This is a genomic window from Algibacter sp. (genome assembly GCF_039977455.1).
Classification (GTDB): domain Bacteria; phylum Bacteroidota; class Bacteroidia; order Flavobacteriales; family Flavobacteriaceae; genus Algibacter_B.
This window is the reverse complement of sequence record NZ_JBDWDG010000030.1, coordinates 1-14669: the sequence shown is the minus strand read 5'-3', so window position 1 is coordinate 14669 and position 14669 is coordinate 1. Positions and strand designations below refer to the sequence as shown.

Sequence of the window (14669 nt, the reverse complement as noted above, 5' to 3'; positions counted from 1 at the left end):
TTATACTTTATTTTAGTGATGTCAATCTAGTTTAAAAAGGCCGCGTAAATTTTTTGTAGAATCTTTGCTTTTAATTGTAGTTTGTTTTTTTGCAATTGTGGTTGGCGTTGTATTGTTTTGCTTTTGTTCTGTTTTTGCTTCTGAAATTCTAGTTGCTGTTCTTTGCCTTCTGTTAACTGTTATTTTTTCAGTTGTCTCTTTTGCAACAATAGATTCAACTTTTTTATCTTCAACGTTTTTAGTTGTCAAAACATATCCGTTACTTTTTCTATAGACAATGGTTTTTAATAATTCTATAGATGGGTTTATAGCTTTAGTATTTATAGCATTATATATTGCAATGGCCTCACTGTATTTTTTTTGTTCTTCGTAAATTAAGGCTAGTAATAGACTTTCTTGGGGTGTCGATATACCATTTTGATTTAAAGGGTTATCCTCAATACTTTTTTTTACATCGCGTTCAGCCTTATTTAAATCGCCTATATAATAGTAATACTGGCCACGATTAAAATAACTATAATAATTAGGCACCATAGCAACGGTTTGGTTTAGTTGATCAATTCTAGAAGAGTCAATTTTTTTAGTTCGGATTTCCTGTAGTAAGTGTCGTTTTTTACTTTCTATTATATCAACGTATGCATCACAAACATTAGCAAGCTCATATTTGAATTTTTGGTTTAAATCGCGTCTTACTTGTTGGCCGGTAATAAATTTTTTGGTTTTATCTGCTTCATTAATTTGAGAGTCTATTAAATCTGCATAAGTAATCATGTGTTTAGCAAAACAGGCATTGTAAATATTATCGGCTAGTTGCCTGGTGTTTTGTTCGGCTTCAATACATGCGCAGATATCTGTTTTATAGTTGCTTTCGTAATTTTGAGAATAACTATTTAAACCCCACAAGAGAATCATTAAAAATATAAACTGTTTCATAATACCACATTTTATTCTTCTTCTTTAGTTCCAACTACCATCTGCTTTACATAAAGCGCACAGTATTTTAATGCTTTTTTAGATTTGTTTAAATTTAAGGTTGCACGTCCTTTGTTTATAAAAGATGCACCACTATTGGCTATGTCGTCTATAACATCTGGTAAAACTTCCCAAAGGCTATCTACGTCCGTTTGGGCGCTTTCAAGAAGTTCATTTTCTAAATCGGCAGGAATTTCAATGCCAACTTGTGTTAAGCTGTCATGCACAAATACTTTGTGATATAAATTATAGGATAAATCCACAAATTTATCGGCGCTTTCTATTTTTGAAGATCGCTTGGGTTTTAACTGTCTTTTGTTTTGGGAAAAACTTTGTATTGGCATGATAAAAAAGAAGCACAACACAACAGGTAAAAATGTACTGTTGAGGGATTTCATGGTCGTAAGTAATTAATTAATAGCCTTATAAATATACATTATAAAGCTGAAAAAGACTATGTTAAATTATTATTTGTAAGTATTTTGTTATTAATTGTGGTGGATTTTAAAAGTTTATAGAAGGTTATTCTTTAGCTTATTTGTATTTTTAATTCTTAAACCAAGCTTTAAATTATACTTTATTCTTAAAGTTGTACCTATGAGGAAAACATTGTTTTATTTTATTGTTCTATTTTCTTCACTTGTATTTTCTCAGCAAAACGAGTTAGATTCCATAAGTCATATTATAGAAAACTACAAACAGTTTGATACCACTTACGTTAATTTAAGAACGCACTTCTCGAAAAGAACCTTGTCCTTACGCCCTCAAGATACTTTCCAAATTGATTTTGCTAAACAAACCCTTAAAGTATCAGAAGCAATAGGTTTTAACAAGGGTATTTTAGATTCTTACCAAGTTATTGGTGTAGTGCATCAATATATTCTTTCTAATCCTTACATAGCGCTAGATTATTATCATAAAGCCATGGATGTTGGAAGTTCAGATCCTTCTTTACAAATTGCATCTCTAAAATTGAATAGTTATCTAGGGGTACTGTATTATGAATTAGAAGAATTTAAAAAGGCTATCCCATATTTTAAAAAGATAATTAAAAAGCATCCTAGTTTTGGTTCTTACGAAACCTTGGGTAATATTTATGGTGAATTAAAAAAGAACGACTCTGCCCTTTACTATTTAAATAAGGCTTTGGTATTAGAGCGAAAAGCTAAAAACTACATTTATTTAAGCCATACGTTAAGCAATTTGGCGTTGATTAAAAGTAGAATACAACAATCTGATAGTGCCAAGGTTAATATTGAAGAAAGTCTAGCATTATTAAATAAGCATAACTTAGAATTGGTAAGGATACCGGTGTATCTTAATGCTTCCGAGGTTTATATGAATAATTCAGACTTACAGAATGCTGAAAAATATGCTTTAAACGCGTTATCTTCAAAACAATCTTTAAGAAACGCTAGCCTTGAAAAAGCGATTTGGGAAACTTTATATAAGATTTACAAAAAGCAGGAAGATTATAAACAAGCGCTTTATGCCCAAACAAAATTTACTTTTTTAAAAGATAGTCTTATAAATAATAGTAAAAAATTAGAACTGTCAAGAAAACAAATTCAATTTGAAGCCGATAAAGAAAAATTGTTGGCACAGAACGAAATAGAGCGCCAAAAAAACCTTGCTAACTCTGCAATAGCAACAGGATTTATATTGTTATTTTCTGGCTTAATAGGTTTTCTGTTTTTTAAGAAGAAGCAAAAATCAGACTTTAACGCAAAAGTATCAGCTACGGAATTAAAGGCCTTACAGGCGCAAATGAATCCGCATTTTATATTTAATTCCCTAAACTCGATTAATAGTTATATTATACAGAATGATACAGAATCGGCTACCAGCTATTTAACTAAGTTCTCTAAACTAATTAGAAAAACACTAGAAAATTCAACTGAAAAAGAGGTTTTACTAAAGGACGATATTGAGGTTCTAAAAAATTATTTAGAAATTGAGCAAAAACGACTCAATAAAATTTTTACTTATTCTATTATAGTTAGTGACACTATTGATGTTAATAACACCTTAATTCCACCTTTAATTTTACAACCTTTTTTAGAGAATAGTATATGGCATGGTATAGCACAAATGGAAAATTCTGGTCACATTGGTATTGAGTTTAAAAAAGAAAACAACATGCTATTTTGCACTGTAGATGATAATGGTGTGGGCAGAAAACAAACTATTAAAGATCCCAAGGAGAACACCTCTTTAGGTATAACTTTAACCAAAAACAGAATTGATATTATAAATGCGCAGAATAAAACTAAAGGAAGCCTTCGTATAATTGATAAGGAACAAGGTGTGAGGGTTGAAGTTAAACTGCCATTAAAATTTGAATTTTAATCATGGTAAAAACCATTATAATAGATGATGAGCAGCATTGCACCGATGCCGTTTTAAAATTAACATCAAATTACCCCGATGTTTTTAAAGTTTTGGGTACGTTTAATACGGTTGAAGCAGGAATTGAAGGCACTAAAGCATTACAACCAAAATTAGTGTTTCTAGATGTTGTGATTGGGAATCAAACAGGATTTGATTATTTAAAACAAATTGAAAATATAAATTTTAATGTCATTTTTACAACGGCTTTTGAAAGCTATGCGGTTGAAGCCTTTCGGTTTAGTGCTTTAGATTATTTATTAAAGCCTATAGATAAGGATGACTTTCATGAGGCTGTTTTAAAACTTCAAAAAGTGGTTGAAACGACGCATTTAAAAAACAAAATAGATGTACTGTTTCATAATTTAAAAGTGAAAAATGCATTAAAAAGAATTAGTATAGCAACATCAGATGGTTATGTTTTTGTTGAGGTTTCAGATATTTTGTACTGTAATGCCGATGTTAATTATACTCACATTTTTACAAAGCAGGGTAATAAAATAACAACTTCTAAAACATTAAAGACTTTTGATAAACTACTTTGTAATAATCAATTTTTTAGGGTGCATAACTCGTATTTAGTGAATTTGAATTATGTAACCAAGTATACCAAAGGCAAAGGCGGTTATGTTACGATGGAGGATAATAAAAATATCGATGTTTCTATACGACGTAAAGAGGAATTTATACAGCGTTTTATTAAAATATCATGACAAAAAAAATGCGAACTCCTCAGTTCGCATTTTTAATTAAAATATTATTGAAATTACATAGCAACTAAATCGCCAGTAACATCTTTAGAAGGTAAATTAGATTTACCCATTAAATATAAATCTACCTGTCTTGCAGCTTCTCTACCTTCAGAAATGGCCCAAACAATTAATGATTGTCCGCGACGCATATCACCAGCAGTAAATATTTTTGGAATATTTGTTTGATACTTTCCGTATTCTGCTTTATAGTTAGTACGTGCATCTTTTTCAATTCCTAATTTATCAGCTAATGTGCTTTCAGGACCAGTAAAACCAAGGGCTAATAAAGCTAAATCACATGGCCATGTTTTTTCGGTGCCAGCAACTTCTATCAATTGAGGACGTTGTCCAGGAACCATTTTCCACTCGACATTAACAGTTTTAAGTGCTGTTAATTTGCCGTTTTCATCTTTAATAAATTCTTTAGTGTTTATTAACCAATTACGCTCAACACCCTCTTTGTGAGACGATGATGTTTTTAATTGTAATGGCCAAAATGGCCAAGGTGTAGTTGGCGAACGATGTCCTGGTGGCTTTGGCATAATTTCAAAATTAACTACCGATTTTGCACCTTGACGATTAGATGTTCCTATACAATCTGAACCTGTATCACCACCACCAATTATAATTACGTTTTTATCGGTTGCCAATACTTGATCTTTAACTTCTTTACCAAATACTACTTTGGTTTGTTGTGTTAAGAAATCCATAGCTTGAACAACACCATCTGCATCAATACCAGGTGTTGGAAGGCTTCTTCTTTCTGTAGCCCCACCACAAAGTACTATCGAATCGAATGCTAATAAATCTTTTACATCATAATTAACACCAACATTTACGTTAGTTTTAAATGTAATGCCTTCTGCTTTTAAAATTGCGATACGACGGTCTATAATTTCCTTTTCCATTTTAAAGTTAGGAATACCATAACGTAATAAACCTCCAACTTCATCATCACGTTCAAAAACAGTTACTGTATGTCCAGCTCTATTTAATTGTTGTGCGGCAGCTAAACCAGCAGGTCCAGAACCTACAACAGCAATGGTTTTACCCGTTCTTGTTTTTGGTGGTTGAGGTTTAATCCAACCTTCTTTAAAGGCGCGCTCAACAATATTTTTTTCAATATTTTCAATAGATACAGGGTCTTCAATAATACCTAATACACACGATTGCTCACATGGTGCAGGGCATAAACGACCTGTAAATTCAGGGAAGTTATTTGTTGAATGTAGTAGCCATGACGCTTTTTGCCACTCTCCTTGATGTACCATGTGGTTAAAATCAGGAATTAAATTTCCTAATGGACAACCACTATGGCAAAACGGAATACCACAATCCATACAACGTGATCCTTGTTTTGTTATTTCTTCTTCAGAAAGAGGTTGAGTAAACTCTTTATAATGCTTTACACGATCTTCTACAGGCTTGTAGCTCTCATCTTGTCTTTCAAATTCTTTAAATCCAGTTACTTTTCCCATGACACTATGCTGTTGTTAATTCTTCTACCATTGGTTCTTCTGTCTCTAAACGTTTTAAGGCACGTTTGTATTCTATTGGCATCACTTTTACAAAATTACCAAGACTAGTATCCCAATCTGCCAATAATTTTTTAGCAAGACTACTGTCCGTATAAAGTGCGTGTTTTTCAATAGTTTGTTTTAATTCGTTTGCATCTTCACTTGTAATATCTTCAAACTCTATAGTTTCAGTATTACATAATCCGTTTACAAATTTGTTATTAGGATCGTATACATAAGCAATACCACCACTCATACCTGCAGCAAAGTTTCGTCCTGTTTTACCAAGAACTATTACTTTTCCTCCTGTCATGTACTCACAACCGTGATCTCCAACACCTTCAACGACTGTAGTTGCTCCAGAGTTTCTTACTGCAAAACGTTCGCCTGCAATACCATTAATGTAAGCTTCACCGGCAACGGCTCCAAATAAACATACATTACCAACAATGATGTTGTTTTCAGCTATAAAATCTGCTTTTGCAGGTTTTTTTACAATTAGTTTGGCTCCTGATAATCCTTTACCTAAATAATCGTTTGTGTTACCTTCTAAAATAAATGATAAACCATGTGCTCCAAATGCTCCGAAACTTTGTCCTGCCGAACCTGTAAAGTTAATATTCAAGGTGTCTTCAGGTAATCCTAAATGACCATATATTTTAGAGATTTCGTTACTTACAATAGCACCTACGGTACGGTTTATGTTATTTATAGGATAAGCAAGCGTCATTTTCTCTTTTCGATATAAAGCTCTATGAGAATCTTTAAGTATTGTAAAGTCTAAAACGTTTTCTAGGTTATGGTCTTGGCCTTCTGTATTTCTTACAGGAAGTTTGTTGTAAGTTGAAGGTCTGTGCAATATACTTGATAAATCTAAGCCTTTTGCTTTATAATGTTTAATAGCTTTATTAGCATTAATTTTATTGGTTTGACCAACCATTTCTGCTAACGTTCTAAAGCCTAGTTGCGCCATAATACCTCTTAATTCTTCAGCAATGTAGTAGAAGAAATTAATAACGTGTTCTGGTGTTCCTTTAAAGTTTTTACGTAATTCTTTATCTTGAGTTGCAATTCCTACTGGACAAGTATTTAAATGACACTTACGCATCATAATACATCCTGAAGCCACTAAAGGTGCAGTTGCAAAACCAAATTCTTCGGCTCCTAATAATGCGGCAATTGCAACATCACGTCCTGTTTTTAATTGGCCATCACATTCTACAACAATTCTACTTCTTAAGTTGTTTAAAACTAAAGTCTGTTGCGCTTCAGATAAACCTAGTTCCCAAGGTAAACCAGCATGTTTTAATGAGGTTAAAGGAGAGGCTCCTGTTCCACCATCATACCCTGAAATTAATACGACATCAGCTTTTGCTTTGGCTACACCGGCTGCGATTGTACCTACACCAACTTCCGATACTAACTTTACGTTAATTCTAGCTTCGCGATTTGCATTTTTTAAATCGTAAATTAATTGCGCTAAATCTTCAATAGAATAGATATCATGATGTGGTGGCGGTGAAATCAACCCTACAAAAGGTGTTGAGTTACGTGCCGAGGCAATCCAAGGTAAAACCTTTTCACCTGGTAGTTGTCCACCTTCACCAGGCTTAGCTCCTTGAGCCATTTTAATTTGAATTTCTTTGGCGCTAGAAAGGTAATGTGATGTTACTCCAAAACGTCCCGATGCAACTTGCTTGATAGCAGAGTTACGGCTATCGCCATTAATATCTTTTTGAAAACGTTTTCTGTCTTCTCCACCCTCACCAGAATTAGATTTTCCTCCAATTCTATTCATAGCTATAGCTAAATTCTCATGTGCTTCACGAGAAATAGAACCATAGGACATGGCTCCGGTTTTAAACTTTTTAACAATTTCTGTCCATGGCTCTACTTCATCTAAAGGAATAGGGTCTAGGTTATCAAACTCAAATAAACCACGAATGGTCATTAAGTTTTCAGATTGTTCGTTTATGGCTTTTGCGTAAACATCGTAACTTGCCTGATCACTTAATCTAACAGCCTGTTGTAGTTTTGCAACAGTTGTAGGATTAAATAAGTGACGCTCACCATTACGTCTCCATCTATAATCTCCACCAATATTTAAACCTAAGTTTTTATCGATAGCATTATCTGGATACGCTTGTTTATAACGTTGGTCAATTTCTTTTTCAATTTCATATAAACCAATACCTTCTATTCTTGAAGCGGTGTATGGGAAATATTTTTCAACAAATTGAGAATTGAAACCAACTATTTCGAAAATTTGAGAACCTCTGTACGAGTGCAGTGTAGAGATCCCAATTTTGTTCATTACTTTTAAAATACCTTTTCCAATAGCTTTATTGAAATTATCGACTGCTTTTTGCTCGTCCATACCAGTTATGAAGCCTTCTTTAACTTGCATTCTGATAATTTCGTTAACCATATAAGGGTTTATTGCACTAGCGCCATAACCAAATAAGGTTGCAAAATGATGTGGTTCACGAGGTTCTGCCGATTCAATAATAATATCGAAATAAGAACGCTTGCGTAAACGATTCAGTTGATGATTGATATAAGAACACGCTAATAACGCTGGAATTGGAGCAAAATCTTGATTTACACCTCTATCAGAAAGAATAATGATATTTGTTTTTCTTTCTAAAGCTTTTTCAATTTGAATGATGATATCGTCAAGAGCATCTTCTAAACCATTCATACCCTCAATTTTAGGGTATAGCATTTGAATAGTTTCGGTTTGGAAACCATCAATATCAATAGTTCTAATTTTTTCTAAATCGCCGTTTGATATAACGGGATTCTGAATTCTTAGTTTACGACATTGTCTTTCAGTAATACTAAAAATGTTTCTGTCCTTACCAAGATTTAAACTAATATCTGTTACAATTTCTTCGCGAATTCCATCTAAAGGTGGGTTTGTTACCTGTGCGAATAATTGTTTAAAGTAGTTTGAGATTAATTGAGGCCTATCTGAAAGTACAGCTAAAGGCGTATCAATTCCCATCGATCCTAAAGCTTCTTTTCCAACTTGAGCCATTGGCGTAATTACCTCTTGAATATCTTCAAAGGTGTAATTGAATAAACGCTGACGCGTTTTAATATCAATAGTTTCAATTGGACAAGTTTCGCTAGTGTAAGGCACGTCTTTTAAATGTAAACGTGTTTTATCTAGCCATTCTTTATATGGTCTTTCTGAAACTATTTTGCTTTTTATTTCCTCATCTTCAATAATTCGACCATCGTTCATGTCCACTAAGAACATTTTTCCTGGCTCTAATCGACCATGTTCTTTTACATCTTCAGGAGCCACTTCTACAACTCCAATTTCTGATGACATAATTAATTTTCCGCTTTTTGTAACCGTGTATCTTGAAGGTCTTAAACCGTTACGGTCTAATAAAGCACCAATGTAATCGCCATCTGTAAATGGTACCGATGCTGGTCCGTCCCAAGGTTCCATTATACAAGCATTGTACTCGTAAAATGCTTTACGCTCTTCAGACATTGTAGCGTGTTTTTCCCAAGCTTCAGGAATCATCATCATCATAATTTCTGGTAATGATCGTCCTGTGTGTGTTAATAATTCAACCACCATATCCATAGAAGCAGAATCTGATTTTCCTGGTAAAATTATTGGGAATAATTTGTCTATTTGCGGTCCGAAAACATCACTTTTCATGATTTCTTCACGAACACGCATTCTACTTACATTACCACGAAGGGTGTTAATCTCTCCATTTTGACACATGTGACGAAATGGTTGAGCCAATTCCCAAGTAGGCATGGTATTAGTTGAGAAACGCTGGTGTACTAAGGCCAAACGTGTAACTAAATCTATTTGTTGTAAATCGGTATAATATGGCCCAATATCTTCAGGCATAATAATACCTTTATATATTAAAGTTGTTGTTGATAAGCTAGGAACATAGAAATAACCACTTTCAGAAATTTTAGAGTTTCTAATAGTGTGTTCAGTTATTTTTCTAGCAGCGTATAATTTGGCTTTAAAAGTGGCCTCATCAATAGCTTCGGTTTTACCAATAAACAGTTGCTCTATATTAGGTTCAGATGCTAATGCAATTTGCCCTAATTGTGTAGAATCTACAGGTACTTTACGCCATCCTAAAATGGAAAGTCCTTGCGCTTCAACTTCCTTTTCAAAGGTCGTTTTACAAAAAACATATTGATTGTCTACCTTAGGTAAAAATACCATACCAACGGCATATTCTCTTTGTTCTGGAATATCAAAATCACAAACGCGTTTAAAATAGTCGTGAGGGATATCAATTAGTAATCCAGCGCCATCACCGGTTTTTCCATCTGCACTTACACCGCCACGGTGCTCTAATTTTACCAAAATTTCTAATGCATCATGAATAATTTGATTTGTTCTCTCTCCTTTAAGATTACAAATAAAACCTGCACCACAGTTTTCGTGTTCAAATTCTGGCAAATAAAGTCCTTGCTTCTTAATCATAGTCAACAATAAATTAATTTAAAAACTTGAGTTGAAAAGCTAAGATACGTTCTACAATTTGAATTACAATAAAGTGTAATTATTATTTCGATTTTAGAAGACATTAGGAGATAAAAATAATTATATAACAATATTACTCCGCTTTTTTAATGAATATTCAAACCGTAAAATTTTGTTAATATATACGTATATCTGAATTTTTGTTAATGATTTATTTAATAAATGGAAATTATTGTATTGAATTCCGGAAAATACTGACAATAATTCAATTATTCTTGTTGTTGATAATTCAAAATTTCAATAATTTAATCAAACACCCCTAAAAAAACAGGGTAAAAAATAGAATATCAATAAAAGTATCTCAATTACCCCTATTTTTTATGGGGGTTAAAATATTTTCACATAGTTTAGCCTCGTTCTTAAGGAAAATTAGGTCTATAAAATTTAAGAAAACTAACTAACCAAAAATTAGATCTAAGAAATTAAATAACTTAAAAATAAAACAATGATGAAAAAAATTATTACACTTTCAATGCTTTTTGTAGCTACAGCGTTATTCGCACAAGAAGAAACTCCAAAACTATCTATTAGTGGTAGTGTTGATGCATATTACAGAGCAAATCTTACTGCTCCTAATGATGAGAATGCAATTGCACCTGGCTCATCTTTTGCCAACTTACCTGGTTTTGCTTTAGGTATGGCGAATGTTATAGCTTCTTATGAAGGAGAAAAAACAGGTTTTGTTGCAGATTTAGTATTTGGCCCTAGAGGTACAGACGCCATTTTTGCTTCTCCAATGTATTCTGCAAGTGGTAATATCGTTAATCAATTATATGCTTACTGGAATGTTAGTGATGCTGTAACTTTAACAATGGGTAACTTTAATACGTTTTTAGGGTATGAAGTTATTTCTCCAACAGCTAACTTTAACTATAGTACGTCTTACTTATTCTCTTATGGACCATTTTCTCATACGGGTTTAAAAGCTGATATCGCTTTATCGGATGATTTTAGCTTAATGTTAGGAGTAATGAATGATACTGACTTAACAGAATTTAACCCAACTGGTGATTATGCTTTTGGTGCACAATTAGGATTTAAAGGTCAATTCTTGAATTTCTTATTAGACCCTTCTTTTACTGAAATTGATTTTACTGGTGGATTTGATTTATCTGATAGCTTTTTCTTAGGAATAAATGCTGCTCATCTAACTGTTGAAGATGACGGTGGTACATTTACAGGTGTTGCTTTATACCCGCAATTAGCTACTTCAGATGCATTTAGTGTTGGATTAAGAGCTGAATATTTTTCAGAAACTGAATTTTTTGGAGCTATAGGAACTAGTGATGCTGATGGTGAAAACTCTGTTTTTGCTGTAACATTAACTGGTAGCTATTCAGTAGAGAATTTAACTATTAAGCCTGAATTAAGATTAGATAGTGCAAGTGAGGAATCTTTTATTGATAACGATTTAGCAGCTTCTAAAAGTTTAGGTTCTTTTGTTTTAGCAGCAATCTACTCTTTCTAAGAGAAAAAATAAAAAAAAGAGAATATTGTAGCAAGTTCTCTTTACATGGAGAACTTGCTTTTTTTATTAACTAACCAAAAAATTTTATTATGTCTATATTAAATATGCCCCTTTTAATTCAAGATACTGCCGCAATAGAAGGCGATATGGGAATGCTATGGATGCTTATCTCAGGTATCTTAGTATTCTTTATGCAAGCAGGATTCTTTTTAGTTGAGTCAGGAATGACAGATTCTAAGAATGCTGTAAACATAGCCATGAAAAACTTCCTTGATATAGCTGTTGGTTCTTTAGCCTTCTGGTTTATTGGATATTCTTTAATGTACGGTGCCGATATGGGCGGAGGTTTCTTCCACTGGGGAGGATTTACGTTTTCTCAAGGTGCTGCCGATTTATTCTTCCAAACAGTATTTGCTGCAACTGCTGCAACTATTGTTTCTGGTGCTGTAGCCGGAAGAACAAAATATACAACTTATGCTATTTTTAGTATTGTATTAACTGCTTTTATTTACCCTATCGCTGGTGGTTGGGAATGGAATGGTGGTTGGTTAAACAACACTGATGGTATTATGCCTGCTGAATTTATCGATTTTGCTGGGTCGTCTATTGTTCACTCTGTAGGTGGATGGGCTGCACTTGTGGCTGCTTGGATGGTAGGTCCTAGAATCGGAAAATTCTTAGATGGTAAGCCTGTTGAAATGCACGGTCATAACCAAATGTATGCTACTTTAGGTGTATTTATTCTTTGGTTAGGATGGTTTGGTTTTAACGGTGGTTCTCAATTAGCTTGGGGTGGCGATGATTCTGTTGCTGCGTCTCAAGTTGTATTAGTAACTAACTTAGCTGCTTCTGCTGGTGCTTTAGGTGCTTTACTTTTAACTTGGTTTAAAAATGGAAAACCAAATTTAGGAATGACTTTAAATGGATCGCTTGCTGGTTTAGTAAGTATTACTGCTGGTTGTGGAAACATGAGCGAAGGTGGTGCTGTATTAGCCGGTCTAATAGGTGGTATTCTTGTAGTATTTGCTATTGGATTTGTTGAAAAGAATTTAAAAATTGATGATGCCGTTGGTGCCATTTCTGTACACGGTGTTTGTGGTGCTTGGGGAACTTTAGTAATAGGTCTTTGGGGGATTGATGGTGATGCAGGAATTGGAATCTTTAATGGTGGTGGTGCTGCACAGTTAGGCGCACAAGCTATTGGAGTTTTAGCTTATGCAGCTTGGGCCATTGGTTTATCTTTTATTTTCTTATTTATAATGAAGAAAACAATTGGATTAAGAGTTACTGAAGCTGAAGAAATTGCAGGTCTTGACTGGACAGAGCATGGTTCTATCGCTTACCATGGTAAGAGACAAAGAGAGATTGAAGAGTAATCTTTTAAACAACAAAATAAAAACCAAAAGGTGCCTTAATAAAATAGGGCGTCTTTTGGTCTTTAATATAGACCCAATTAATAATACTGTTTATGGGTAATTATAACGAAATAAAAATTTTTCCTATTTTAACAAACTAAACAATATATAAGTTAATGAATTATGAAAAAAATTGAAGCAATTATTAGAAAATCAAAATATCGTGTTGTTAAAGAAGCTTTGCATGAAGTGGGTGTTAACTTTTTTTCTTATTGGGATGTAACCGGTCTTGGAAATGAAAAAACAGGACATGTTTACAGAGGTGTATCATATAGTACTAGTGATATTCAACGTAGACATTTATCAATCGTTGTGAATGATGATTTTGAAGAAATAACTATTAAAACACTGTTAGATTCTGCTAGTACAGGAGAAGTTGGAGATGGTAAAATATTTGTCTCTGATGTCAATGAGTGTTATAGAATAAGGACAGGAGAAAAAGGTGTTGACACTTTAAAATAAAAATCGTTTAAAATTAATATAATGGAAGGATTACTAACAACTAATAATGTATGGATGATGATCTGTACAGCGCTCGTTTTCTTTATGCATACTGGATTTGCATTTTTAGAAATTGGGTTAACTAGACAAAAAAATACAATAAACATATTATTTAAAAACATATTTATTATTACCGTTGGGTTATTGCTTTACTATATAGTAGGGTTTAACTTAATGTATCCAGGTTTTGCCGAAGATTCTTCAGGGATTTTAGGTTTTGCAGGATTTGGATTTGATGCGCCACTAACTGCCGAAGGTGCTTTAGACTTAACATATAATGAAGGCTATACCTATTGGACAGATTTCTTATTTCAAGGAATGTTTGCTGCTACGGCTGCAACCATTGTATCTGGAGCTGTTGCAGAACGTATGAAAATTGGAGCATTTATGCTTTTTACTGTAATTTATGTTGGTATTATTTATCCAATAGCTGGATCTTGGAAATGGGGTGGCGGATTTTTAGACCAAATGGGATTCTATGATTTTGCCGGTTCTACATTAGTACACTCTGTTGGTGGATGGGCGGCTTTAGTTGCGGTTTACCTACTAGGTTCTCGTATCGGGAAATTTGATAAAGAAGGGAAACCACAAGCTATTCCAGGACATAACATACCATTAGCAACTGCTGGTGTTTTAATTCTTTGGTTAGGATGGTTTGGGTTTAATGGAGGTTCTGTACTTTCTGCCGATCCAGAATTAACATCATTAACCCTAGTTACAACATGTTTAGCTGCCGCATCTGGTGGTGTAATTGCAGCATTTGTTAACTTTTTAAAATATAAGAATTTAGATTTAACTATGTTCTTAAATGGTATTTTAGGTGGATTAGTTGGTATTACTGCTGGTGCCGATGTTATGACTCCAGAAAGTGCTATTATTATAGGAGGAATTGCAGGTGCGCTTATTGTATTTGCTGTTGCTTTTGTAGATGCTATCAAATTAGATGACCCAGTTGGTGCTGTTGCAGTACATTTAATTTGTGGTATTTGGGGAACTTTAGCTGTTGGAATCTTTTCAACAAACCCAGAGCATTCATTTTTAGTACAGTTATTAGGAGTTGCTTGTTATGCAGCAATTTGTATTATATCGTCATTCTTAATATTCTTTGTTTTAAAG

The 14669-nt window shown here is 33.5% G+C and carries 10 protein-coding genes; 6 read left to right on the top strand and 4 right to left on the bottom strand.

All coding sequences use genetic code 11. The annotated features are described in order from the left end of the window. Positions 1–21: 21 nt before the first annotated feature. Positions 22–933, bottom strand: a complete 912-nt coding sequence (locus tag ABJM36_RS14510) for a tetratricopeptide repeat protein (RefSeq protein WP_348452221.1) — start codon at positions 931–933, stop codon at positions 22–24. An 11-nt stretch (positions 934–944) separates the two neighbouring features. Next, complete coding sequence (locus ABJM36_RS14505; protein WP_348452220.1) at positions 945–1370, bottom strand: hypothetical protein; 426 nt, start codon at positions 1368–1370, stop codon at positions 945–947. 199 nt (positions 1371–1569) lie between these two features. On the opposite strand from ABJM36_RS14505, the gene ABJM36_RS14500 reads away from it, so the two are divergent. Both ABJM36_RS14500 and ABJM36_RS14495 read left to right on the top strand, forming a co-directional pair. Next, a complete protein-coding gene (locus tag ABJM36_RS14500) occupies positions 1570–3321 on the top strand; it encodes a histidine kinase (protein WP_348452219.1) in 1752 nt (583 codons plus the stop codon). A gap of 2 nt (positions 3322–3323) precedes the next feature. Next, entirely contained in the window at positions 3324–4073 is a 750-nt protein-coding gene (locus ABJM36_RS14495; RefSeq protein WP_348452218.1) for a LytTR family DNA-binding domain-containing protein, read from the top strand. A gap of 53 nt (positions 4074–4126) precedes the next feature. On the opposite strand, the gene ABJM36_RS14490 is transcribed toward ABJM36_RS14495, so the two are convergent. Both ABJM36_RS14490 and gltB read right to left on the bottom strand, forming a co-directional pair. Next, the gene (locus ABJM36_RS14490; RefSeq protein WP_348452217.1) at positions 4127–5590 is read right to left on the bottom strand and encodes a glutamate synthase subunit beta; all 1464 of its coding nucleotides are present in this window, start codon (positions 5588–5590) and stop codon (positions 4127–4129) included. 4 nt (positions 5591–5594) lie between these two features. Beyond that, the gene (gltB, locus tag ABJM36_RS14485; protein ID WP_348452216.1) at positions 5595–10109 is read right to left on the bottom strand and encodes a glutamate synthase large subunit; all 4515 of its coding nucleotides are present in this window, start codon (positions 10107–10109) and stop codon (positions 5595–5597) included. A gap of 508 nt (positions 10110–10617) precedes the next feature. Here gltB and ABJM36_RS14480 point away from each other — a divergent pair. The 4 genes from ABJM36_RS14480 to amt all read left to right on the top strand — a co-directional run. After that, entirely contained in the window at positions 10618–11637 is a 1020-nt protein-coding gene (locus ABJM36_RS14480; RefSeq protein ID WP_348452267.1) for an outer membrane beta-barrel protein, read from the top strand. A gap of 89 nt (positions 11638–11726) precedes the next feature. Next, on the top strand, positions 11727–13013 hold the full coding sequence (locus ABJM36_RS14475) for an ammonium transporter (protein ID WP_348452215.1): 1287 nt from the start codon (positions 11727–11729) through the stop codon (positions 13011–13013). A gap of 162 nt (positions 13014–13175) precedes the next feature. Continuing rightward, complete coding sequence (locus tag ABJM36_RS14470) at positions 13176–13514, top strand: P-II family nitrogen regulator (protein WP_348452214.1); 339 nt, start codon at positions 13176–13178, stop codon at positions 13512–13514. Positions 13515–13535: 21 nt separating this feature from the next. Further along, on the top strand, positions 13536–14669 hold a 1134-nt coding region (amt, locus tag ABJM36_RS14465; RefSeq protein ID WP_348452213.1), incomplete at its 3' end, for an ammonium transporter.